This is a genomic window from Bradyrhizobium sp. i1.15.2, assembly GCF_040548425.1.
GTDB lineage: Bacteria > Pseudomonadota > Alphaproteobacteria > Rhizobiales > Xanthobacteraceae > Bradyrhizobium > Bradyrhizobium canariense.
In genome coordinates this window covers 24,225-48,904 of the sequence record NZ_JBEPRQ010000033.1, presented here as the reverse complement: position 1 = coordinate 48,904, position 24,680 = coordinate 24,225, and the positions used below count along the sequence as shown (strand labels likewise).

Annotated in this window: 18 protein-coding genes and 3 pseudogenes; 9 read left to right on the top strand and 12 right to left on the bottom strand. The window is 59.0% G+C overall.

Annotation, left to right across the window (positions count from 1 at the left end; translation table 11 throughout):
• Positions 1 to 929 precede the first annotated feature (929 nt).
• From ABIB80_RS34655 to ABIB80_RS34630, 6 genes and pseudogenes are all read left to right on the top strand, one after another.
• Positions 930 to 2,648, top strand: coding sequence for a pyrroloquinoline quinone-dependent dehydrogenase (locus ABIB80_RS34655; protein WP_219681323.1), 1,719 nt, complete (start codon positions 930 to 932; stop codon positions 2,646 to 2,648).
• A gap of 126 nt (positions 2,649 to 2,774) precedes the next feature.
• Complete coding sequence (locus ABIB80_RS34650) at positions 2,775 to 3,107, top strand: c-type cytochrome (RefSeq protein WP_009859258.1); 333 nt, start codon at positions 2,775 to 2,777, stop codon at positions 3,105 to 3,107.
• A gap of 26 nt (positions 3,108 to 3,133) precedes the next feature.
• Positions 3,134 to 3,901, top strand: coding sequence for a substrate-binding periplasmic protein (locus tag ABIB80_RS34645; RefSeq protein ID WP_354129113.1), 768 nt, complete (start codon positions 3,134 to 3,136; stop codon positions 3,899 to 3,901).
• 6 nt (positions 3,902 to 3,907) lie between these two features.
• Positions 3,908 to 4,771 (top strand): sugar phosphate isomerase/epimerase family protein, encoded by an 864-nt coding sequence (locus tag ABIB80_RS34640; protein ID WP_354129112.1) that lies wholly within the window; start codon positions 3,908 to 3,910, stop codon positions 4,769 to 4,771.
• Positions 4,772 to 5,326: 555 nt separating this feature from the next.
• Positions 5,327 to 6,263 (top strand): annotated as a pseudogene (locus ABIB80_RS34635) (SMP-30/gluconolactonase/LRE family protein).
• Positions 6,264 to 7,986: 1,723 nt separating this feature from the next.
• Complete coding sequence (locus ABIB80_RS34630) at positions 7,987 to 10,107, top strand: MASE1 domain-containing protein (RefSeq protein ID WP_354129111.1); 2,121 nt, start codon at positions 7,987 to 7,989, stop codon at positions 10,105 to 10,107.
• Here the strand turns inward: ABIB80_RS34630 and ABIB80_RS34625 are convergent.
• Positions 10,102 to 10,764: a response regulator gene (locus tag ABIB80_RS34625; RefSeq protein WP_219681317.1), complete on the bottom strand. Its 663-nt coding sequence runs from the start codon at positions 10,762 to 10,764 to the stop codon at positions 10,102 to 10,104. The two genes, ABIB80_RS34630 and ABIB80_RS34625, sit on opposite strands and share 6 nt — an antisense overlap.
• 556 nt (positions 10,765 to 11,320) lie before the next feature.
• On the opposite strand from ABIB80_RS34625, the gene ABIB80_RS34620 reads away from it, so the two are divergent.
• Complete coding sequence (locus ABIB80_RS34620; protein WP_354129110.1) at positions 11,321 to 12,715, top strand: OpgC domain-containing protein; 1,395 nt, start codon at positions 11,321 to 11,323, stop codon at positions 12,713 to 12,715.
• Between the two features lie 319 nt (positions 12,716 to 13,034).
• A complete protein-coding gene (locus ABIB80_RS34615) occupies positions 13,035 to 13,523 on the top strand; it encodes a hypothetical protein (protein ID WP_246648707.1) in 489 nt (162 codons plus the stop codon).
• A 974-nt stretch (positions 13,524 to 14,497) separates the two neighbouring features.
• Here ABIB80_RS34615 and ABIB80_RS34610 read toward each other — a convergent pair.
• The 4 genes and pseudogenes from ABIB80_RS34610 to ABIB80_RS34595 form a co-directional block, all read right to left on the bottom strand.
• Positions 14,498 to 14,818 (bottom strand): annotated as a pseudogene (locus ABIB80_RS34610) (DNA polymerase/3'-5' exonuclease PolX); the annotation flags it as partial.
• A gap of 380 nt (positions 14,819 to 15,198) precedes the next feature.
• Entirely contained in the window at positions 15,199 to 15,585 is a 387-nt protein-coding gene (locus ABIB80_RS34605; protein ID WP_246648706.1) for a hypothetical protein, read from the bottom strand.
• Between the two features lie 105 nt (positions 15,586 to 15,690).
• The gene (locus ABIB80_RS34600) at positions 15,691 to 15,954 is read right to left on the bottom strand and encodes a GlsB/YeaQ/YmgE family stress response membrane protein (protein ID WP_219681314.1); all 264 of its coding nucleotides are present in this window, start codon (positions 15,952 to 15,954) and stop codon (positions 15,691 to 15,693) included.
• A 24-nt stretch (positions 15,955 to 15,978) separates the two neighbouring features.
• Positions 15,979 to 16,437, bottom strand: a complete 459-nt coding sequence (locus ABIB80_RS34595; protein WP_219681312.1) for a YidB family protein — start codon at positions 16,435 to 16,437, stop codon at positions 15,979 to 15,981.
• A gap of 384 nt (positions 16,438 to 16,821) precedes the next feature.
• Here ABIB80_RS34595 and ABIB80_RS34590 point away from each other — a divergent pair, with 384 nt between their 5' ends.
• Entirely contained in the window at positions 16,822 to 17,004 is a 183-nt protein-coding gene (locus ABIB80_RS34590; RefSeq protein WP_354129109.1) for a DUF3606 domain-containing protein, read from the top strand.
• Between the two features lie 42 nt (positions 17,005 to 17,046).
• Here the strand turns inward: ABIB80_RS34590 and ABIB80_RS34585 are convergent, their stop codons facing one another.
• The 7 genes and pseudogenes from ABIB80_RS34585 to ABIB80_RS39490 all read right to left on the bottom strand — a co-directional run.
• A complete protein-coding gene (locus ABIB80_RS34585) occupies positions 17,047 to 17,946 on the bottom strand; it encodes a 3'-5' exonuclease (RefSeq protein ID WP_219681396.1) in 900 nt (299 codons plus the stop codon).
• Between the two features lie 1,073 nt (positions 17,947 to 19,019).
• Positions 19,020 to 19,979, bottom strand: a complete 960-nt coding sequence (locus ABIB80_RS34580; protein WP_219681308.1) for an alpha/beta fold hydrolase — start codon at positions 19,977 to 19,979, stop codon at positions 19,020 to 19,022.
• A gap of 178 nt (positions 19,980 to 20,157) precedes the next feature.
• Complete coding sequence (locus ABIB80_RS34575) at positions 20,158 to 20,670, bottom strand: phasin family protein (protein WP_009859254.1); 513 nt, start codon at positions 20,668 to 20,670, stop codon at positions 20,158 to 20,160.
• Between the two features lie 495 nt (positions 20,671 to 21,165).
• A complete protein-coding gene (locus ABIB80_RS34570; RefSeq protein WP_354129108.1) occupies positions 21,166 to 22,356 on the bottom strand; it encodes an extracellular catalytic domain type 1 short-chain-length polyhydroxyalkanoate depolymerase in 1,191 nt (396 codons plus the stop codon).
• A 3-nt stretch (positions 22,357 to 22,359) separates the two neighbouring features.
• Entirely contained in the window at positions 22,360 to 22,779 is a 420-nt protein-coding gene (locus ABIB80_RS34565; protein ID WP_354129107.1) for a ribbon-helix-helix domain-containing protein, read from the bottom strand.
• A 771-nt stretch (positions 22,780 to 23,550) separates the two neighbouring features.
• A complete protein-coding gene (locus ABIB80_RS34560; RefSeq protein WP_354129106.1) occupies positions 23,551 to 24,045 on the bottom strand; it encodes a YybH family protein in 495 nt (164 codons plus the stop codon).
• Positions 24,046 to 24,408: 363 nt separating this feature from the next.
• Positions 24,409 to 24,583 (bottom strand): annotated as a pseudogene (locus tag ABIB80_RS39490) (autotransporter outer membrane beta-barrel domain-containing protein); the annotation flags it as partial.
• Between the last annotated feature and the right edge of the window lie 97 nt (positions 24,584 to 24,680).

Here is a 24,680-nt window from a genome sequence, read left to right as displayed (position 1 = left end):
AGGAGTGGATATCCTCTAACTTCCGAAGTTTGGGGATTATCGACAGAAGCACTCGAGAACGCTCCGCGAGCCTCCTCCTGGGCGCAACAAAGCGTCCGCCACGTCCAGGTTAAATGTGCTCCATGCCGCGAGTTCCTCGAAGTCGCTAATGTGGTGTGCCGCGCGACAAGTTCGTTGCTCGCTTGATGCTTGCATCTGGAGGGAACGTTGGATGTTGCACCCGCATTAAGAGGCGTCGGCACTCTTGCCGGCATACAAGAGGAGATTCCATCAATGAGGAAGATTTATCTAGGAGTGCCGATCAGCGCCGCATTGTTGGCTATCGGTGCATTCGCAAACGCTCAAGGAACTTCGACGGGTGGGTCGAGTGGTCACGATCTCAAACAATGCTGGGACGTGGCTAATAAGGTGGTTCGGGACGTAAGCGGCGCCACCGCAACTGGACCATCCGGAAATACCACTATCGGCTCAACAACATCACCCGGGTCAAGCTCTGGCACTTCTTCCGCTGCTTCTTCCGGTACGAGCGCCAATGCCAATGCTTCCTCGCGCCCAGCAGGAATGCCCGACTGCTAGCGATCCAATCGCGCCGGTAAAAGTGCTGACCTGGTACTCCCCCGCTCAACGGGGGTTTTTTTCGCCGAGGCGGCTCCCCAGCCGCAAGACAGGGTAGACTTCGGTAAGAGGCGCTGACATTCACTAGCCGTGCCGCGTGGGAATTCCATCGTTGCACAAGACGTGATCCCGCGTACTCTGCGAGTGGGTTGGTGCACCAGAGCCAGTGCGGTCAGCGTAGCTACTTGTGAGAAGAGCGAGAGGAAGTGTGCGGCACCTGATATGTGGTGGCGAAGAAGCGCCGCTTTGAACGGCGAAACTCCTCGGAGGCGGCTACTCAGTCCACAAATGTAAAAACGCGGGAGGAACTCTACATGAAGAAGCAGTGGCGTTATTCTTGTTTCCCTGTTGTTGTTATTGGTGTGACGCTCATGGCGTCAGGGGCGTTTGCGCAATCCGTGGACACGGCCCGGATTGAATCCGCCGGTCAGAACGATTGGCTGACCTATCATGGCTCATACAAGTCGTATCACTACAGCCCGCTAGCACAGATCAATCCCAGTAACGTAAGCAATCTGGGCGTTGCCTGGATCCATATTCCGGGACGTTCCACGCGAGGGCTGCAATCGATGCCTCTCGCGGCCGACGGGGTACTCTACTACACTGGGTCCTACAGCCGCACGTTTGCACTGAACGGCGCTACCGGTGAGGTGATCTGGTCTTACTTCCCCGAGTTGGACGAGGCCCTGATCGCGCGGCAGACCCACTCCCCCTATAATCGCGGTGCCGCCATCGGCGAGGGGAAGGTCTATGTCGGAACCATGGATGGCCGCCTCATCGCGCTCGACATGAAGACCGGAAAGGTCATGTGGGACACCAAGCTGATCGATTCCCAAAAGCTGACCGTTGGTTTCACCGGAGCGCCGCTTTACGCCAAGGGCACAGTGGTGATCGGCGCGCAAGGCGGCGAATGGCCGGGCCGGGGTCCGATCTTCGGTGTTGATGCAGCAACCGGCAAGAAGAAATGGGAATTCCTGACGGTTGCCGGCACCGACGACGCCATAAAGACCTGGGGCAATGACTCGTGGCGGACCGGCGGCGGCGGCGGCTGGATGCCTGGCACCTACGACGGCGAGACAAACACAATTCTGTGGGGGACTGCAAACCCGGCTCCGCTCTACGACTGGTCGGGAGCCGATTACAAGACGCAAGGGGCGCGTCCCGGAGACAATCTCTACACCACCTCAGTGCTTGCGCTCGATATCGACACCGGCAAGCTGAAGTCCTATCATCAGGAGCTACCTCACGACGCCTGGGACTTTGATAGCGCGGTCGGCGAGTTTGTGATGCTCGATCGCGATGGCCAGAAGTACATCGTCCATCCGAACAAGAGCGGATATATCTTCGTTTACGACCGCAACCTCGCCGTCAAAAACGTATGGCGGATCACGCAGAACAGCAATTTCGTCAAGGATATCGATCCCAAGACGGGTGAGCTAATCGGTCGCCGCGACTTCTCCGCCGGGAAGGCTTCCGAACCATTGTGCCCTCACATATCTGGTGGGGTGAGCTGGAATTCCGGATCGTATAACCCGAAGACAGGCCTCTATTACAAGCTCGGCCAGGAATGGTGCATGACGCTCGAAGTTCAGAAGACGACTCCGATCGTTGCTCCTCAGGCCCAACTCAACATCGGAGCCGACTTCAAGATCGCTCCGCCGCCCGGCGGTGAGATCTATGGCCATCTGGATGCGCGCGATCCCATCACCGGCGCCAAGAAGTGGGAAGTGCGCTTCCCCGAGCCGCCGCTCGGAAGCGTATTGTCCACTGGAGGCAATCTGGTATTCGTCCCGGACTCGCGCGGCACGGTCCATGCTTACGATGCCGATTCCGGTGCCGAATTGTGGAGCCACGGCGACGGCACCGGCCACCAAGGCGGCATCATCAGCTACGCCGTCAATGGTAAGCAGTACATCGCGGTCGTCGCCGGCTTCGGAGGCATGGCGTCGGATGACTACGCGCCGACCTTCGGCGGCGTCTACAAGAGCATGCCTCGCGACGACGGCGCGCTCATCGTTTACAGTCTGAAATAATGCTCGTGACGCCGGGAGGGAGCGGCGTGACGCCGCTCCCTTTGTCAAAGCGGAGCTAACGAAGCTCGGCGCAAATTGGATCCCTGAGCGGTAGGGTTGGCCGGTATGCGATTGGCTTGGAAGATCATGACGTTGTCGACCTCGACACTGGCCGCGCTCCTTACGATTGCCAGCTTGCCCTCTCGCGCGCAGCAACCTACTCCGGGCGCTCCGGATAACCAACAACTCGATGTCGGGCAGTTGTTCGCGACCACCTGTGGTTGGTGTCACTCCGACGGCGGTCGCGCTGCCGGCAAGGGGCCGCAGCTCATGGATAGCAAGCGAGATGACGACTTCATCCGCAACCGCATCAAGAACGGCAAGGAAGGCGCGATGCCGGCTTTCGGCGTGACGTTCAGCGATGCGCAAATCGACGAAATCATGAAATACATCCGCGCCCTGAAGCCACATGAAGGCTAGGCGACATTGATCTACACAGGGGTTTCATGAAAACTTATTTAGCCCTCGTGGTCGGCGCCCTGCTGGAACTAATCAGTATTGCGCAGGCTCGTTCTCTCGACGCGATCCGCAACTCCGGTGTGCTTGGACTATGCGCCCACCCCAACTCGCTTCCTTTCGCCAACAAGGCCGGTGACCCTCCCGGATTTCAGATCGAGTTGGGCAACGCGTTCGCGCGCGAGCTTGGTGTCTCACTGAGGTCAGACTGGATCATCACTCAATACCAGATGCGGAGCGCGGGCTGCGACATCGTGCTCGACATCATCGCCGACCGCGAGGCGCAGGGCGAGACCAATCTGAGGATATCTAAGGCGTATTATCGCACAGGTGTTGCGCTGGCAGTTCCTCATGGAAGCAAACTCACCTCCTTCAAGAGTCTCGATGAGCACTCGAAAGTTGGTGTCCTGGTCGGATCTATGGCGGCCATGACCCTCGGTCAGCGCCACGTGCCCACGTCGACGTTTGGTTTCGAGGTCGACAGCCTAGAGGCTCTTGCCAATCATGAGATTGATGCGGCAGCGGTCACCCCGACGACGGCCAGCTATTTCAATGTGACGCATCCGGACAAGGCGGTACGCATTCTCGAACTCGATGAGAACGAGGCGAACCTTAACTGGAATGTTGCTGTTGGCATGGTGCGCCCGGATGACCAGTTGCGTGAAGCTATCGACGGAGCCCTGGACCGGCTGCGAACCGACGGTACGATCAATCGGATATACGAGCGCTACGGTGTCGTCCTACAAGCGCCAAGATAGCCCAGTATGCCGGCGGAACTCAGCAGGCGAGCTGTTTTAGGATTCATCGCGGCTGGGGCGATGATGACAATCGATTCGAAATTCGGTGGAGAGGTGCGGAAAATTGGCCTGCAGCTCTACACAGTTCGTGACCTGCTGAAGGTCGATTTTGAGGGGACCCTGAGGAGAGTTGCCATTCTCGGCTACAGCGAGGTGGAGTTTGCCGGCATTCTCGGCTCAGACGTCAGCCACACCCGTAAGCTCCTGCTAGGCCTGGGTCTCACTGCCCCATCACTGCATATCGACTACCCCAGTCTGCGGGACAATGCCCAACCATCGTTCGAGATCGCTCATTTGCTCGGCAGTCGGTTTGTCGTTTGTCCATGGTTGGATCCGTCGGTACGGAAGACCACCGATGATTGGAAGCGGATCTGCGATAATCTGAATACGATTGGTCAATTAGCGTCGCGGTCGAACTTGACCCTCGCCTATCATAATCACGACTTCGAGTTTGCTGCCCTGCCCGGTGGCATCCAGCCGTATGATGTTTTGCTGAGGCGCACGGACGAGCGCTTGGTCAAGTTCGAGCTCGATGTTTATTGGGCAACCAAAGGAAATCTCGATTCTGCGCGCGTCTTGAGGGCAAATCCATCGCGGTTTCCACTGGTTCATCTCAAGGACATGGCAAAAGATGGTTCGACCACCGAACTAGGTCGCGGCACGATCGACTTTGCCAGCATACTCGAAGCTGCGCGCCAGAGCGGCGTGAGACATGTTCTCGTCGAACAGGATGTTTCAACTGATCCGCTGCGGAGCATAGAGACAAGCATCGCATTTCTTCGGAACCAGCCATATCTTTCGCGCGGGTTCATTCGGCCACGCACACCGTAATGCTTGTGATCAACCACACCTGATCGTGACTCCCCTGGAGCCCCTGGAGGAACTAGCATGTCGGTGCCGGCGGTCCCCTTGCCGGCCGAAGCGAGAGGCTAGACCCCAGTTTCCCCGACCCGGGAGCTGGGGCTTTTTTTGAACCCGTTTGGCTCATCTCATCCCTACGCGATCGATCTCGGGGCGGGTGCGCACAGCGAGATGCGCCCCATTCGCCAAGGATTGCCTTCTTCACGCTCAGCGCACTGCTCGACTTCTTGGCCCATCTTTCTCGTGCTACAATTTGCGATGTCCGAACGACAGCACTGCTTGGCAAGCAGTTCGGATCGCCGATCAGCGTCTCGCAAAAATTGTCAATGCAACAGGGAGGTGATGATGAACAGACGCGCGTTTCTCACCACAACAGCAGCCGCGACAATGGCAGCAACCGTGAAAATGGCTTCGGCTGCGAGCGTAGCGCCATTCGGTCAAACGGGCGCTCCAACCAGGTCGACCGAGCCGTTGCCATTGGGGCCGCTATCGGGAAGCCGCTACCCGGATGCTCACCTGGAATCCATGAAGAAGGGCAAGGCCACGTTCGGGCCGGCTGACTTTCCGGCGTTCGCCGGAACGATGGCGGTAGAACGCGTCGCAACGGGATTTCGATGGGCCGAGGGGCCGGTCTACTTCCCGGCTGGCCGCTATGTCCTGTTCAGCGATATTCCAAACAACCGCATCATGCGCCTCTCGGAAGACGACGGTCACGTCAGCGTGTTCCGCCAACCATCCATGAACTCGAACGGTAACACCATCGATCGCGAGGGCCGTTTGATCACCTGCGAGCATTCTGGCCGACGCGTTACCAGGACTGAATTGGACGGTTCGATCACAATCATTGCTGACAAGTACAATGGCAAGAGGTTGAACTCGCCAAACGACGCGGTTGTCACGTCCGATGGTGCGATCTGGTTCACCGATCCGGCCTACGGCATCGGCGGCTTCTATGAGGGCATCAAGGCCGAGCCCGAGCAGGAAAAGCACAACGTGTACCGCGTCAATCCTAAATCAGGGGACATCAAGGTGATCGCCGATGATTTCGTCGAGCCGAACGGGATTACCGTTCGCGCCCGACGAGAAGAAGCTCTATGTGATCGACACCGGTTTCACCGACGGGCCCGACAATCCCTCTCACATCCGGGTGTTCGACCTTGATGTCGCCGCTGGAAAGGCGTCGAACAGCAAGGTCTTTGCGGAAATGCCCAAGCCCAGCATTACCGACGGCTTACGCTGTGACACCGAGGGTCGTGTCTGGTGCTCCGCCGGTTGGGGCGATCCGACCGAGGACGGGGTGCGCTGCTATACGCCAGGGGGCGAACTGCTAGGTAAGATCCACATTCCGGAAACCGTCGCCAATCTTTGCTTCGGCGGCCAGCAACGAAATAGACTTTACATCTGCGGTTCGACGTCTCTGTACGCAGTCTACACAAGCGCGCAGGGCGCAATGAAGCCATGACGGTCCGACGGTCAGCATGACTTGATCCGGTAAAAAGGCGGCCTTTCGGAATCTGACGCGGGCTGCGCCTCACGCGGCCCGCGTGAGTGGACCTGTCTGCGATGTCAGGTTCGGCGCGCTCTTCAACACGCCTCATTGGGCAAGGGATCCTTCAGCGGGCGGATACAAACGTAGCTTACAACCGTGGTTTTGATGTGAGGCAGCCGACGATCATTGGAAAAGCGTTTGAAAAACAATCCTGTAACCATATTGGTTTGGAGGAGCAGGAGGGATCGAAACCTCCGCCTGCCAAGGCAGTAACCTATTGAAAAGACGCGCTGTTCACGTCTCTTGCCTGAGTGAGTGCTACACGCCTGTGATACAACGCGCAAGCGGATCATCAGAGCCTTCGCACCACCTGGCGAGGGGCTATTGGCGGGCGTCGCCGACCAATCGCGAGCCGCGGCGGCGATAACCGCAGGAGCCGCTTTCGCGCCGTCGGCCTTGCCCTTCTCGAAGGCGTCTTCCGTCCGCGCCATAGCATTCCTGGCATATCCTCTGCTCGCAGCGTCTCGCAAGATGCTTACTGCCCACAGCTACGAGTGCTGAAAGCGCCTATTTCAGAATCGTGCCGCCGACGTGATTGTTACCGCGCAAAGGATCGCACTCGTCACGAAGGATCCCACGCCGCGATTTCCGCATTGATTGGCGATCACGAGGCGCTCAAGAAGCACCTAGATTTACTCCGCAGCGATAGCATTACAAACCGCGTTCGTGCCCTGCTGGCAATGGAGCCACGGACACGCGATCCCGTATTCTCGACCGCCGCGCAGGCGCTTCAGTGGTGCGACGATCCGCGGCCACAACGCCTCTCGAACTTAAGCACGTTCAATTTCGAAGATTTCTGCCGTGACCAGGCCAATTATTCCTCTCCTTGCTAACGGAATCACTCGAGACGCTCGCACCTTTTATGCGATGGTTCCTGACAGACCTTTTTGCGACCGTTCGCAGAACAGCGCCGATCGAACGTGCCATAATATTCGTTGATGAGGCTCGCGGCTGGGCCGGTAAATTGGCGCCCAGCCTTCGCAGCTGGACTGACACCGACTAATAAGCGGCCTTCGAAAGAAAAACGGCCCCGCTCTTTGGGCGGAGAAAGCAAGGCCGCGCATTCCTAGGATTGCGGCAGGCGTCCTCGGATTTCCGCTTGATCTCGGTGATGATCCGGACCGCCTTATGAAAGACATCCGCACGCCCCGCTGTGGCTGAACTAGAAGCGGACCGGGGCGGCAGCGTCATGCTGCGCCTCCGATGCTTCCATTTTTGAGTGAAGCTTGCGCGCCCTCGTCGCGCTGTATGCAGGCTATCGTGCAAGTAGTTCAGTCCTGAGACTCCAACGAGAGATAGGGCTCTCGTCGTACAGACCGACCTGATCCCGATCCCAATCCGGACTTTCGGAGAGCCTATCTTCGTCGTACGATGCGTCCCCCCAAAGCTCGGGAGCACGAGACGACGCGAATTCGGGGGCGCAACGTCCCACTGGTTCTGAGGCAATTCGCGGGATTTAACAGCAAGTCGGCCAAATGCTCCATCGCACGCGCCGTCTCTTAGTCCGCCAGCAGACCGCGATGATCAATTCGATCGGAGCGCATCTGCCGTATTGACCTTGTGATCTTTGATCTCCGACCAGCGATCAAAAGTCAGTCTCGATGGACGAGCCAATTGCCTGGTCCAGGCGCCGACAATGTCCGATCCACGATCATTAGCTCTCAGGACAAATTCTAGCCGAGCTATCAGCTACGTCATCGATCTGGTCGCAATTGGAGCCATCTATCTCGTCTTGGCAAAAGGCGGGCTTACTCTCGCCTCCATTCATCCCAGTGCAACGCCAATTTGGCCACCGACGGGTGTCGCGCTAGCGGCGGTGCTGTTGCGGGGATATCGGATCTGGCCAGCAATTTTTGCGGCCGCGATGATCGCTAATGTTACGACGGCAGGCTCCGTTGCCACCGCAATTGCGATTGCGGCCGGTAACTCTCTCGAAGCAGTTACTGGCGCTTATTTTATTAATCGATGGTCGGGTGGGTGTAACACGTTTTCAAAGCCCGACTCTGTCGCAAAGTTTGCTGTGATTTGCGTCGTGATCGCGACACCGATCAGTGCCAGCATTGGACTGACCAGTCTGGCAATGTTCGGGTACATCGAACAGCAGAATTTCGCGGACGCGTGGATCACCTGGTGGCTGGGCGACGTGACTGGCGCGCTGGTCATTGCCCCCGCGGTCGTGCTTTGGACATCAAGCCGCTATCATCCGTTCAATTCCCGTGAACTTCTGGAGACGGCCGGCGTCCTCACGACAGCGTCGGTTGTTGGACTGATTGCATTCAGCCCCCTGATCGAGCAGACGCCCGGCCGAGATCCGCTCGGCTTTCTCGCCATCCTGCCCATGTTATGGGCGGCGCTGCGTCGCGGGCCACGCGATACCGCAACGGTTGCCCTCGTGCTTGCGGGCATCACGATTTGGGGAACGCACACGGGCGGCGGCCCCTTCGCGACGCCAGATCCCAATGCGTCATTCCTGCTCGTGTTGATGTTCTTGATCAGTATTACCGTTCCAAGCTTGCTGCTGAGCGCTGATGTCGAGGTCCGCAAGAAAGCGGAACGAAGCCTGCGCCGCGCGCACGTCGAACTCGAGCAGAAAGTCGCAGAGCGTACGCAGGAACTGGAGCTCGCCAACGCAGCGAAATCGCGCTTTCTCGCCATGGCAAGCCATGATTTGCGGCAGCCCTTACATGCGTTGGGGTTGTTCGTCGCCCAGCTGCGCACGCCGCTCAAACCGGAAGAAAGGACAAAAACGGTCGAGCGAATCGACGCCACCCGCAAGGAAATGGATGAAATGTTCAATTCGCTCCTGGACATTTCCAGGCTGGATGCCGGGATGCTTATCCCCCAAATCACCGAGTTCCCGATCGGGCGCCTGTTGCAAAAAATCGAGACGGCGTTTGACCAGGCGACGCAAAAAAAGGGTCTGCGGCTACGCGTCAGGCCAAGTGACGCATGGGTGCGAAGCGACGCGATGCTGCTCGAACGCATCATGCTGAATCTCGTATCGAATGCGGTGCGCTATACCTTGCGGGGCGGTATCGTGGTCGGATGTCGCCGGCGTGGTGAAATGTTGCGTATCGAAGTATGGGATACCGGTCCTGGCATTCCCGAGGATCAAAAGCACAATATCTTCGGTGAGTTTTTTCAGATTCCCACCGCCGAACAGAACCGGTCCGTCGGACTGGGCCTCGGCCTCGCTATCGTCGACAAGCTTCGCGTGCTTCTCCACCATCAAATCGACCTGGCTTCGACTATGGGCCGAGGTTCGCGATTTGCAATCCTGGTTCCGAAAATCGATCAATGCGTCAGGTCCGCGGCGCCCGCCGACTTACCATACCCCGGTGCCTTCGCAATCGACGGCAAGGCAATTCTCGTTATTGCCGATACTCCGATCGTGCAGGAGGGAACGGGCGGACTGCTTAGCAAATGGGGATACTCGGTTCTTGCCTCCGGATCCGACGAACCTGCACTTGTCCAACTTGCCGAGCGCGAACAGCGCCCAGATCTCATAATCTCGGACTATCATCTCGCAAGCGGGAAGACCGGCATCCGGGCAATTGAACAAATCAATGCGGCGTTTGGCTCGTCAATTCCCGCCATTCTCATCAGCGGCGATACCGCAGCTGAACCTCTGCGGGACGCTAGGGACAGAGGCTACATTTTGCTGCACAAGCCGGTCGACCCGATGCGGCTCCGCGCTGTCATGCATGAGCTCCTCAGAGATCATGATGGTGGAGGAGGCACCCGGGCAGTCTCATGATTCAGACTTCGGCGGCCATTCCCAGCCCATTTTTCCGACTTTTATGATGGCTTCAGTGCGGGTCGCTACCCCGAGCGCCTTGAGAACGACCGTCATGTGATTCTTCACTGTCGGCACTGCCATATTGAGCGTCCTGGCAATGACCTTGTTGCTTTTTCCCTTCATCAGGAGCGCAAGTACGTCGATCTGACGATCGGTCAATCCTCGCCCCTTGAGTGAGTCGCGAGCCAATGGTTTATCCGCAAACCGCGGACCTGCCGTTTCCTCCAGAATCTCCGAGGGAATGTAAACTCCGCCGGAGAACACCAACTCAATAGCATTGAGCATCACTTCACGTTCCGTGGTTTTCGGAATGAAACCCAGCGCGCCAAGTTTGAAAGCGCGCCTGACCGTGTCCTGATCATCGGAGGACGAGAGAATGATGATAGCAATCGCCGTATAGCGATGGCGCAGTTCGCAAAGGACAGAGAAGCCGTCGCGGTCAGGCAAATTGATATCGAGCAAAATGAGGCTGATATCGGGATGCTCCTCGACGATGCGCATGGCCTCTCGACTGCTCGAAGCCTCGAATATCACGGCCTCTCGCTTCAATTGCTTCAGGACGCCGTGCAACGCCTCGCGGATTAATGTGTGATCGTCAACAACAAGAACCTTCATAAAACTGCTCTCCGTCCAATGACCGCCCGGAGATCAATGAAAAAATCATACACCCACCTTGGAAACCGTTCACCTTCTATCTCTGGTCCAGTGGTTCGCCGTCAGGCACTCAAAGTAGGAGCCGAGTGCTGCTGTGCGTTATGGTTGCAACCGGCACACAATCGTAATGAGCAAGGACTACATGAAGCGCGGTCCTCGCCGCCCTACCGTCCACGCGAGCGATGAATTGCTCATCGCGTGGTTGAGGTATCAAATAGATGCCGCCGCCCCGACGGTACCTTCGTCATAGGACCTAGGCACCTCTTCATACCGACCTGCGGCCAATTTACACACTGCGCAACTTAAACGATGATGTCGACGGTCACCCTCTACACCAGCGTTTTACTCAAGCGCGGCCATATGATCATTGTCGCGATTGGTGTCGTGGCCAGGTCGACGTGAAGCAACGCTGGACTGCGGCGCTGTCACGACCGGAGCAGGGCCGCGCTTTTGGTCAAATCGGTCGCTTTCGATCGTTCCTCTTTAAGCGTGCGCGCACGCTAGACGAGGCAAGCCAATGCTAACCGCCACCCCGAAGCCATCAGCGGCCGCACTGCCGGAGCTGAAAGCCAACGGCCGCGACCTGCGGATTGACGCCTGCCGCGGCATCGCGCTCTGGTGCATCTTTCTTGATCATGTCCCCAATAACATTGGAAGCTGGCTGACGCCGCGAAACTACGGCTTCAGCGATGCGGCGGAACTGTTCATGTTCGTCTCGGGCGTCACCTGCGCACTGGCCTACGGTAAGGTATGGAGGTGCGAGGGATGGACCCGCGTGATCCGCCGAACGCTGCGGCGAAGCTGGGACATCTATGTCGCATTTTTGCTGCTCACGCTCGCCTGCGCCCTTCTAGTCCGCATCGCTGGCGTGGAACGCCTCGCTGACGAGAGCAATACGCGCATTCTGTTGGATCAGCCCGGCGCGACGCTCGCGCACGCGGCGATCCTGCAGTATCGTCCGGTCAATACCGACGTATTGCCGATCTTCGTGCTTCTCCACCTCTTGTTCGCGCCGTTGCTGTGGTTGCTGCTGCGACTGCCGAACGTGACGCTTGGCGCTTCGCTGGCGCTTTATACGCTGGTGCATATATTCGGCTGGTCCTTGCCGGCGTGGCCGAACGGCCACTGGGCTTTCAATCCACTGGCCTGGCAACTGCTCGTGGTCCTTGGCGCGTGGGTGATAATCGAGGGCGAAAGAGTACGCCCCTGGCTAACGTCGCGCATGGTGCTTGTGCCTGCCGTTCTTTATCTGGTCTTCAGCCTCGCCATCGTATTGAGCTGGAGAATCAAGCCGCTGGAAGCGTTGATACCGAAGGGGCTGACGAACTTGGCTTACCCGATGGACAAATCGAATCTCGATCCGTTGCGTCTGTTGCATTTCTTCGCTCTTGCGGTTGTAGCGGTATGGTTCGTGCCACCCAATCGACAAGCATTGACGACTGCGGTGATGCGCGGCGCCATCCTCTGTGGCAAGCACTCGTTGCCAATCTTCTGCCTCGGCGTTCTGCTCACGCTCGTCAGCCTCCTGGCGCTGCTCGACATATCTGAGGGGCTTGCGATGCAGATCACGCTCAGCGTTGGTGGCGTCCTAACGATGATCGTGGCGGCGACGCTGCTGAACTTGATCAAGATCAAACCCAGGCCGCAGCCGACCGCTGTCCTGCCTATGGGTGTGCGCGACACCCTTGGCTGGCGCCCCCTGGAAGCGTTTCGACGAGGACCGCGCGAGCTCGCAGGGGCCGCCGGCCAGAATGTCATCATCGATTGCCGGTTCGGGGAGAGGCAATCCCACGGGGTGCTTCGCGTCGCCGACGAATTGGTAGCGCTCAAGGCAGATGTCATCGCAGCGTCGCCGGCGACTGCAACCATGGTGGCCAACAATGCAACGCACGGTTCTATAGTCGTAATATAGCTATTGACACGTCGGTGCGGACACTTCCCAAAGACCAGAGCTGCTCCCGACATGTCGTCGCTTCCAGCTCGGCCAGCCTGTAGCCCTGCGCCAACGGCCGCACCCTTGCACCAGAAGGGACCTCAACAAATCTCACCCTTGCCGAAACCGCATTAGATTCAAAGAAACCGATCGTTCTTCTGCCGCTCATAACGGCCTAGTTGCCAGTCCGATTTCAGGCTGAACTAGCCACCAAATCAATAGCTGGTCAGGGTTCTATTGGTGGCGGTCTCGAAGTCTCGTCCCAAGAGCCGTGCGCTTTGTCACTAGGGAGAAACAGTTGGCGAAGTACGCTTACGTCACCCTCGCAACGTGGCTGGGCCGTTCCGTTGTCGTTAAGGTGGCACACATCTTTGAAAGGACTGGACTGGCCATGGTTGGCGCCGCAGGCGGCCTGTACGTGGGCGTAGGACTGATGCGCATGGAAACCGAGTTGTTTCGAAATGAATGGATGGTCCTCTTGATGGTGCTTTACGGGGCTTTTGGTTTCTATATGGGCATCGATCTGCCAAGCCGTGTTGCACACACAATAAGATTCCAACGGCCGGAAGAATGGAGCTTCGGTGCCGACGCGGCGGCGCTCGCCAGCGCGGCTGGAACTTTCTTTGCGGCGCTCGCTTTTTTTCTGTCCGTCAGCATGATTGTCCTCGATGAGACCGTAGGCGATGGATTCAGAGTTCTGGTGGGATGCTGTTGGGCGACTGGCACTTCGTTTCAAAATTGCTGCCGGTGCGATAGGCCGCAGCACACTCGGAGGACTTGGGCATGAGTAAAGATAAATCAATGTCGCTTTGGACGCCCGAGGATTTAAGCAGAAAGGCCAAAGAAGACGCTGAGAACGACAACTACAATCCACCGCATTCATGGTGGCCCGGCCGATACAGCGTAGGTACCGAAGCCCGCGACAGGTACGATCGAGCTTTTGATCTTCATCACAGCGACGGGAACGAGTACTAGGCGCTTCAGGCGGCCTCTTCTTTCAGCGATCTTTGTTTGCATCAGATTTGCTCGGACCAGAGAACGCAATGACAGCGTCTTCCTTCATTTCGAAATGCTTGTTGCCTGTTGACGCCTGAGTTGACAGCGCACGGCGATCGAGATGTCGGTTTACGGAGGGCGACCCTCGCTGATGGACGTCCTCACCTGAGCTTTTGAACCCTACGGCACATTCGGCGCGACGATCCGCGGCCCGCGCCGGGTGGCCGCTCTTAAAATAGGAACTGAAAGCACCGGCAGCCTTTAGCCAGGGTCATCCTCTGCTGTTATCGGTGACCGAGAGCCCGTGTGCTCCCGCCTCAAGTTGAGCGGGTGAGCCAATGTGCGACGCTTGCAAAGAGCTAGACGAGATAATCTCCCACTACCAACGGCTCTCGGCCTTCCCCTTCGATCCGCTCACCGCAAAGCGTATTATAGGAGTGGTCGCCGACCTACAGCAGAAACGGGACGCGATGCATCCCATTGTTCTGCCCTCGCTAAAGTTAAGCCGCTGATTCGCCGCGTTCGGGCGTGCTTTTTAGGTATCGCTGCGCGTTGTTTAAGCCCAGGGATGTCATCCATCACCGCCCCGATCAGTGGTCGGCGACTGAGAGCATTGCGCTCCCGCCTCCACCTGAAAGAAGGCGGTCAGATGCCCGATCCCGGCAAGTTCGACATTCGTGAGTGGCTCGTATCACCATTATTGGTGCCGATCTTCCTCTACTGGTGATCGCGGTGGCGGCCGTTCGATAGCGGCAGGTCCCCTGATACCTTCTCCGGCCGCAAACCTGGCACCGAAAGCATCTTGAGTACACCCTCGGGAAACTTCTTGCGCAGCTTTTCAAGGCTCGGATGAGAGCCCGTCTTGTGAAGCTTGACGATAATGTCGGCGATCGCCTCGCCGACGCCGGGGATTTCCGTGAGCCGGTCTTCGGCGATGAGCACGTCCAGAGGGACGGCAAGGGCCGCCAGGCTGTCTGCGGCGCGCGCATAGGCTTTCGCCCTGTACGGGTTGCCGCCACGCAACGCCGCTCGCTGTGCGTATTCTCGCAGGAGACTTACTACGGTGCGACCATCGACGGAAGCCACTCAACGAGCCTCCCGTTCCGCGCCCGGCCTCACCGGAGCAAAGGCTCCTTTAGTGGGTGGGCCGTCATCGCGCCGGCCATCGAGAGATTCCTCAATTTTGTGCGCTGCCCGGAAGTCCTCAAGGTGCTGCGTGTTCGGGCTATAAGCGGCCTCCTTCTTGAGGAGATTGTAAATTCGTCCCGCAACCAGCTGCAGATGCTTCATCCTGCCCTGCGGCATGGATCAGGCCTTGCAAAGAGCCCGGACAGCGTAGGCGCGGAAGTAGTCAAAAGCGTCCGACATGATGTCGGTAAACGCCTTAGTTCTGTCGGCATCGTCAGCCCGCAGGTCCGTTATGGGCGACATTTGGCGTGCACCTATAATCGTCAGCAGCCCACAGCTCAGCGCGTGGCGAGAGCAATGAAGGCAGGGGCGATGAAAGCGCCGCTGCGACCTTCGTTTGCGGCAGGGCCTGTTCGAAACGTTCGGACGTTACGTTTTCGGACTTGGCTGCGGAGTGGGGTAGCTTGGGAAGGCTGAGAAGGAGTGGGATTATTCTGCTGCTGAGGTGCTACGGCGTCGCCGCCCGCATGAGGAACGCACGTACCGATGTTGCTGAGCAGGCGTTTGGCCTGGAGGTCGCGGGCCTTAGAGTATTCGCGGCGTCGCTCGATATTGGCCGGAGCCCATCTGTCCCAAGCCTCGAAAGCGTCCGTATAGTGCTTTCGCATCTGCTCCTCGGCGGCGAGGCAATCGGCGAACTTGTCGAAGACCAGGTCGGTGTCCACCGGGGTCATCCTCCTACCAGAGCAACGAGCATCCATTTCATCTTGCCGATCGCCTTTCGCGCGGGGCGAATTCTCCGCAAACGCGAAGGATACCCTTCACGGTGGTTAGATGGCCCGGCGGCTGCGACCGGCCACAAAACCGTAGACGAAAAGCACGATGATGGCGCCTACCACTGCCCCCACTAGCCCCGCGCCTTCTCCTGGCCGGTACCAGCCGAGAGATTGGCCAAGATAGGTCGCAACGAACGCGCCCACTATTCCCAGGATCGTGGTCAGGATGAAACCCGAGGGCTCGTTGTCGCCGGGCATGATGAACTTCGCGATGACGCCTGCGATGAAACCGATGATGATCGTCCAGATGATGCCCATGTCTCTCTCTCTCGATCGCTGTGATTATCCCGCCGATGGAGCCGGAAGACGTCCATCAGGTGTGTATTTGTCCACGGCTGTCGGAAGCTCTCGGGACAAGCGGTCGAGAATCTCCTGCTGCGACAGGCCGGTCTGCTGCTCCAGCTTTTGAAGGACGTCCGGACCGATAGCCTGCTGGAGTTCGGGCGGGGTAACTTCGCGGTTTGGCCCTTGATTGATCCAGGATTGGGCTGCATCGCCCTGCCCGTTCTGCTTGAAGTGCTGGAGCAGTTCGCCGATCCCGCCGTTCAGGAGCGAACCCACGCCGCCGCCTCCCACAAGGCCGCCAAGGTTGCCGAGCATGCCGCTCAGGGAATCCTTGGCACCCGCCGACTGACCGGAGTTAGCATTGCGAAACATGTCCGCCAGCTTGTCACGATTCTGGTAACCGGCGATCGCGAGCATACCCAGGAGGGCGGTCATCGATGGCATTCCACGACTCATATTCGGCTCCTAAGTTCGACGATCGGCAACCAACCTACGCTGGGCTGAGAAGTTCCAGATTTTCCCGGTCGGTGGGTTCGGAACGGAGGATCTAAAAAAGCATCTGCAAGAAAACGGGAGCGGGCTCCGGGCGCGTACTTGAAGCTCCGGAGCGTTCGGAGCTGGCCAACTCGGGCGACGTGCGCCAAAGGGCCGCTGTGCTCATGCGGTGCGACGAAGCCTTCGTGCAGGCGGTCGAGCAAACGAAAATGGAAAGGCCAACAAAGGTGGAGCAGAGATGCTGCCGGCGCTCGTTCGGCTTCGGCCCGCAACAGCTTCTTTGAGGGAACCCCGCGATTCCTTGAAGCGTTGCACTGGCCATCAGTTTCGCAGACGGAGGAGCAGATGGCCGCGAAGAAGAAAACCCCACGGGGACGCAAACAAGATCGCGCCCGCGTGGCTAAAGACCAGGACTACGAAGTGCGATACGAAGCAAAGAAGACTGGCCGCTCGGCCTCGGCAGTGAAGAAGGCCGTGAAGAAGGTCGGCAACAGCCGCAAGCGGGTCGAGAAACGTCTCGGCCGCTGAGGGCCAGGTTCGCCGCGTATTCGGCATGGCGGTTGGCGGCCATCAGATCCTGCAGGAGAAGCGGGTGAAGGCGGTCAGCGTCTGCAGGCGCGGCTCCACGTCGCGCAGGTAGATCTCGGTCCGGAGAAACGCGAGCTCGGTGTCCAGCGCGGACTCGCAGACGTCGACGTACCAGGATTTTGGCCGGCCGTCTGTGCCGTCGCTCCACCGATAGCCGCGCCGCTTCAGCGAATCCTTGAGTTCGAACGGCGACTGTTCGGCCCAGATCCGGATGGTCTTCTGTCGTGCGGTCTCGAGCAGGACGGCGAGCGCGGGCGCGCCGGTCGTTGGTAGGTCGAAGTCCAAGATCTCGAGCAGCGCGTGACAGTCGTCAACCGCGCGGTGCGCCTGGTGGAAATAGCCGGCGCCATTCAGAAGGTAGCCGAGCTTCGCTCCATCGAAGCCGTGCTGCCGCCACTGGACCTCGGTCGCGGAGCATGCCCACGCCTTCCGCTCGAAGATGGGCCAGTAGCGTTCGGAAAACTTCCGATCGAATCCACTGTTATGCGCGATGACCAGGACCACGGAATCATCAACGAAGGCGTTCACGGCGGCCTCGTCGATCCTGTGGCCGGCCACCATTTCGTCGGTGATGCCGGTAAGCGCCGTGATCTCGGCCGGGATCGGCTCGGACGGCTCATTGAAGGCGGAGAACGTGTCCCTGACATCAATGATGCGCCCGTCCGGCGTGTAGCCGAACTTGACCATGCCGAGCTCGATGAGTTCGTCCTTGCGGTGGTCGAGGCCGGTGGTCTCGGTGTCGAGCAGGATGCCGATCCTCAATTCCTGTCCGGAGCCCGCCACCGACCTCGGCCGCGGCACCAGGCGCCGGAGCACCCGGTAGTCACTCGATCGGCCTAGCTCCTCGGCCATCGCGGCCAGATCCGATGCGTTTTGAAACATCTCTTCTCGTCGTGAGCCGGTGACGTAGTCCCGTGAGGCGCCACCATAGCGGGGGTGCCGGTCACGAGAAATCTGAAAGACGAGCAATTCACGGGCTTTTGGGGAGTGTCGGTGCAGTTGGATCCCCTTGCGGGACGCTCGCGCAGGGCCTCGATCGCGAGCGCACCGGAGAGGTCCGCGCCTGTGAATGGGGCGGATCGGGCGGGCATCTCCGGGCGGCTAGGCAGGATCCGCGTATGGTTGTCGACCCCGGATTGCTACGGTCACGCTGGTGCGTGATCGTTTACGATCTGCAACTATATTTGTATCCATGGATCTCGAGTACGACCCCAAGCGCGAGGCCGTCGCGGCGATGAAGCTTGCCGCCCAAGCCAATGGAGCAGAGCGGCATAGATGGATCACCGCCGCGCTGGCGTGGTCGGAGCTCACCCGCCTAGGCGGGGCTGCCGAGGACAACCTGCGGGAAGAGCGCCCTACGCGGCAGTTCGTTACCGGTGTGCAAGGCGCAGCGCCTGCCCCACCGCCTTCCAAGCCGCTAGGATCGCGTTCAGGGGGAAACGCGATGCCGCACCCGCTGACGCGTGATGAGATCCGCCCTTAGCGCTCAACATTACCACACGGCACGGCTTTGTCAGAGGTCCGTCATTGGACAGGAAGGCTGAAGATTCGTGAGCGGCCGAATGGCTCATTTCCACGTTGAGTCATTCGCGTCGATTTGCCCACCTCTTCTCGATGTCCGCTCTGACCCCGACTGCGGACGTGCCGGACACGATGGCGATCTTCGTCTTCGGGTCAAAAACGTAAGTCACCACCTCATTCGATCGTGTTGTTGGCACAGGAGATCAACCCAGGCGGCATTTCGAGACCGAGCGCTTTTGCAGTTCTAAGATTGACGATCAATTCAAATTAAGTCGGCTGCTCAACGGGCACATCAACCACTTTGGCGCCTCGCAAAAGCTTCGCGACCTGATGGGCGCAGTGACGAAAAATGACGCTGAGACGCGACAACCTCCGAACCGAAGGGAAAGTCTGAAATTGGCCACTTCCGGACACCGGCATCACAACAAGACAGCCTATGCGGTCCTCACCGGCGCGGTGAGCGCCAGCGCCGCCACGGCATCCGCTATTCCCGCAGCATCTGCATAGGTAACCATGTGACCGGCATCCTCGACCAGATGTAGCACCGAGCTAGGCAACACCTCGTGCAGGCGGCGCGACTGGTCGGCCTCGATGAGCCGGTCACCCTTTCCATGCAGGATCCTAACGGGAGACCGGATGCCCTGATACTGAAGCTGCAACTGCGCAGCCGCTGGAATAAGGAACGCGCTCTCCTCGGCGGCCGCCCTCAACTGCTTGGGCCGGAGAGCCAACGAGATCGGAAATTCATTCTTGAATTTCGGCGGAATGGCACGCGGCGCGAACAGCGTGCGCATCAGCTTCGGCGTAATAGCCCACGATATGATCGGCGAGATAGTGTAGCGCATCAGATCCCCGAGCAGCGGCAGTGCCGGACCTGACATGAGCCAAAAATCCATCCGAAAGGTTGGAAAATAGTAGCCGGACACAAGCACGAGCCCACTCACGGCATAACCGCTTCGCAGCGCCAGCGCGATTGCCACCAGCGTTCCCCAGGAGTGGCCGAGCACCACGGGATTGCGCACTCCAAGCTGATCAAGAGCCTTCGCGAACAAGGAAGCTTGCGTTGTGGCCGTCCAGATGCGCGTGCGCGGACGGTCGCTGTAGCCAAATCCTGGCCGGTCGAAGCAAACGACGCGATAGTCTTGGGCCAGGCGGTCGACCAAGCCGCTTAGGACGAGATCCTGAATCATGGTGCCGTTCCCGTGAAACAGGACCACGCAAGGGGCGGCGGTATCGCCCCGTTCAATATAGTGAAGGCGCACTCCGTCGCACTCGGTAAAGACGCCGATCGGGGGATTCTTTCGCTCCGCTGCCACCTGAAACGCGATGTTGCCGAGGATCAAAACGACAAGTCCTGCCAAAACGATCATCAGCACGGCTTCTGTTGTGGACATGGTGTCAACCTATATGCGCGATGGCGGGTACCTCGGATTGGGCGCACCGAGGCCGCTTAGGGCCGATGCTGATTCGGCTCCCTCGTTGTGAGCCGCGCGCCCCAGCCGAAAGCAAGCAACCGCGCGTGCGTGATCCGCGTTCGCTTCCATCCTTTGCCGCAGCGGATACGGCTTGCAGTTATCGTCCCGACAGAGCGGTGAGCTCTTGGGGCGGATTGATGCGCCAGACCGGATAAGCCGCCAGTTCTTTCGAATGCTGCCCGACCATATCGAGCCGTCTGTTTGTAAACTCCGTAATGACGCCAAAAAATTCAGTCGGTGACTTGATCGTCGCAAGTCTGAGGCCGAATTCAAAAGCAAATTGCGCGTTGGCCGCGGCTATCTCAAGAAGCTTCGCTTGATACGCCTGCATGTTTGCCGTCGCTAAAGCAACGCCTTTCGTTGGATCGCTATCCGTGATTCTCGGACTGAGGTCATCCGGTAAGGCATCCACCCGAGGCTCAATGAGAGGAACCTCGTGTTTAGAGTCATCATAAAGCCCAAGGGGCGGTTCAATCGAGACTGCCGCAACAGAGCGAAGTAAATCCTGTTTCGGGCTTCGAACAATGGCCTGCTTGTTCTGTTGGGCCCGCGCGGCCATTTTCGGATTGCGGGCGCGCTTCGGCGCTGTCGCCGGCTTGCGTTTGCTCATCTGACACTCCAAGAAAATGGGGGGGCGACCACAACGGTCATTTCTGAAAGGACAACAGGCTTTGTGACGTGGCGTTCCAAGCCCTTGCATTGTTGGAGTCCTGCATGAACTGAGATCAATCGGACGTTCTGCGCTGTCGAGGATGATTTTAGGTAGCAACTCCAACCAACAAACGTCTAGCTGGCGATCTTCCAGACCTATGCTCAACGGCGTCAGTCTGAGAACGATCGGGCCTCCGCACGTGGCGCTCTCCAAAGGACCGCTTTATCGCGGACGTTCTCATCACGGACGTCAAGCCGCCCGGAGACATCGACGGATGGCACATACCGAACGTTGCCGAGAGGATTATCCCAAAGTCCCGGTGATCTATGCGACCTGTTTCTCGCCCGTCGCGCCCAGCGCTGGCGGATAGAGGCCGGCTTCGGCGGCGACGCCAAGCGGTCCGGACGCTCGGCGACGTGCTCGAGGACAACCTGAGCGCCCTGTGAAGCCATACTACCCACCCAGCGAATGCTCGAGGAAGAAGCGCAGCATTTCCCTCGTCGCATCCGGCCCTTGCGGATCAGTGTAGGACCCGGCGGGGCTACCTCCTGACCACGCGTGTCCGGCGCCATCGATGTTCCAGTGTTCGGAAATGGTCCGACCGGCCCCGTCGATCAGGACGGTGCGAGTATAGGCATGGCCGTGGGGTACGCGTCCGCGAAGTACCGTCGTCGTCGGCCTCGTTGCCCTGGCGGACTGCTCGATAATCTGGTCGCCATTCTTTGGATGCACCGTAGTGTCGCGATCGCCATGGAAAACGATGGTCGGCACGGAAATTTTGCTATCCGCAATTGCCTTGAAGCCGCCTCCCTGCCGCATGGCTACGAACGCGGAGGGAAGATCGCTCGCGGCGCCGCACGCGAGGCCTGAATGAATTCCGACGGCCGCGTACAGGTCGCTATACGTTGCGCCCATGATCGCGGCGGCGGCCCCGCCGGCGGACAGCCCCCCGACGTATACGCGTTTCGGATCGATCGCATGGTCGCGCATGATCTCGCGGGTAATGCCGGCGATGATCGAGGGCTCGCCCCCGCTGCGGCGCTGGTCGCCGGTGCGAAACCAGTTCCAGCACTTCGACTGGTTGGCTCCGCTCGGCTGCTCAGGATAGACCACGAAGCAATTCTGCTCTTCCGCCAGGAAGTTCATCCGGGTGCCGGCCGCGAAATCGTCCGGCGACTGGGTGCAGCCGTGAAGCATTACGATCAGGGGAAGCTGTTGTCCCTGACATCGGCTTGGGATGAATAGCTTGTGGGTCCGGCTTCCCGCGGCGTTACTGAAGGTACCGGCGATAAATCGTGTGTTCTCGGGCACGATGTCCGATGGGGACAGAGGAACGCGCGTGATCGGACTTCGCAGGCCGAGCCCGGAAAAATCCCGCATGCCGTCGACCGGTAATGAGCGTCTGCGTCCCTGAGCAGAGCGGGTCGGCGCAATCTGCGGAGCTTCCCGCTCCTCGACAACTTCGGCCGTGGCGTCGATGGTGAGCGGATCGAGCCGCGGGAGCCGAGCCTGAGAGGCGCTGCGAGACTCCGGTCTTGGAGCGCTACCGCCCTGGAGCATGCGCTGCAGCAGCGCGGTGGCCTCGACCAATTGGCCGGCACGCGTGAGGCAGGTTGCTTCGCGGACTATGTCTTGATTCAGCATCGTTCACCTCGTTCTGTCGGCGAGAGCGGCCTTGACCGCGGGAGTGGCGTGAAGGGCACCCAGCACCGAGACCGACGCGATTGTGGCGCGAGCCAACTCGGGAGTGACGTCCTGGGCGATGGTGGCTAAGCCCAGAACATTAATCTGCAGCATTTCGCCGGCGCGCCGCGCCGCTTCGAGATCCTCGCGAGTGTAGTTGCGCAGCCCAAGGTCCAGGTTCTTCCGGGCCGTGGATTGTCTGACGACCTCCACGTGGCGCGCGAGCTGGTTCCGGATTGCTGTCCGGATGAAATCGGTCCGGTTCGAATAGAACCCTTCCTGCACCATAAGATCGACATGACCGAGGTCGACGTAGCCAAGGTTGATCGTGATCTTCTCAGTGTCGGGGGCTTTGGGTCGCAACTCGCGGACATTGTCGGCCATAGCGCTAAACACCTCAATCACCATCCCACTGGATGGCGTGTGGCTGATATTTAGATGTCCCTAGGGGACTTTCAAGGGATGAGCGGATATACCGCGCCCAAGAGCGCGAGATCTGAGAATGGGAGCGTCACCCGTTTGGACTTTGGCGTCCATCCGGCGAGCACGCCGCTTGCGCTCCCCGGCCACTGGGAATGCATCCAATGACCTTCGAACAATTCGCAGGCGCGCCGTCACGTCGAGAGCGGTCGCCGCATCGTCGCGCGCCAGGCAAATTCCTGGCGAAACTCGCCTCGATCATCGCAAGCCCAAGGGCCAGCTCGTTCAAGGGCTTCAAGCGGAAACAGGTTCGGCGTGCTCCCACGCCGGGCGCACACCAAAATCGAGAACACCGTCCGGTACCTGGGAATTGAAGTCGACGATGCACTCGCAATAGCAGGGCAGGTCGACGTCTGAATTGGCTGAGCAGAGCGGACCTGCTCTGCCCCTCATTACCAGCGACGTCGGACATCACGGCGGCTGAACCGCTCTTCGGCTTAGGGCCAGACTCGGTCCTGCAGGGCTGTCCTTGCTGCAGCCCGGTCTTCACTCAGAAGCTGTTGTTCGGTCCGATCAAGGAGCCGCGCCGCCCCGTCATTTTCGAGAGGCGAGGCCCCTTGATCTCACGCAGCGGATGCGAGTCGGCTTCCGTGGCCGAAAGACCCACGTTTCAGTTGCTGCCTCCGCCCGTTTGGGCGCGAAAGCCGGTTACGACGAACTACTCTCGGGTGGGCACTATTTTCCACTCGGCGCGTTCCCCGTTGTAGTCGCCGTGGCCCCCGCTTGCTGCGGCTGCGGCGGCGCTGCCTTAGGAGCCGACGTCAGCATACGAATCTTCCATTGCCCATTCTCACGAACATCAAGAGCAGTCCAAATAGCGTTTATTTCTAGGGCATCGCCTTTCTCACTCTTACCAGTAATGTGAGCTTCGCCAGTTGATAGAGCCATGTTTTCTGACAATGGCTGAACTTCGGTCACCTTCACCTCGAGGCGATCAAGTCCAGCTTTGAAACCGTCCTCGTAAAACTTGGTATTGTCGGGCTCAATTCCATTCTGAGAAACACGCAGGTAGTTCTTCGTATAGAGTGACGTAATCCCGGCAGCATCTTGTTTGTTGAAGTGCTGCTCGTATGCTGAAGCTATCTTCCCAATTTCCTCCTTGAGATCTGCCGCAGTCGCAGGAACAGCCGACAGTAATAGTGAGAAACATACAGCTCCAAATGCGCGCATGATGTTAACTCCCTGCTGTTGATGCCTCCCTAGAATAGAGGATGGAGACGAGGCTTACCTCCGTCCTCCTAAGCAACGTCGATCGCGCGGTCGCCCGGTTTCGAGGAACAGGTCCTGTCAGTACTACGGTTGGTACACCTCGGGCGCACTAGCGCCGACCTGCCACTTTCTTGCTGATTCATCGGATGATCGCGAAGTGACGTTGGCTCCTGCTCCAATATAGCTCAACACCGCGATGTCGGCCATGGGTCAAAGACTGCCTCGGCCAAGCCGAATTGCGCTGTTCGGCTCGCCTTTCGAAAGCTGCCCCCCTCAGTTTTCTGAGCGAAGGGCAGCCACGGGCCAACAGCGGAAGTCGCGATGTTAGCAAGCATATCGCACCACGCCCTTTGGCGTAGCTGCGCGTCACGTTGGAGAACTCCCCTTCGAAGGTTGCGGCCGTCGGCCAGCCGTTGATCCATTTCATTTCGGCGGACCGGTCAGCAACCGTCTGCCGTGCGCCGTTGACCACAAAGCTCGTCCCCCGCAGAGTCTGAAACTGGCGTTTATGAGACGCGGATAGAATAGCGTCTATTCCGCGGTGGGATCAAACGACCGTGTCACCTTTAGTTCACTGCCCGCCTTCCGCCTTGCGG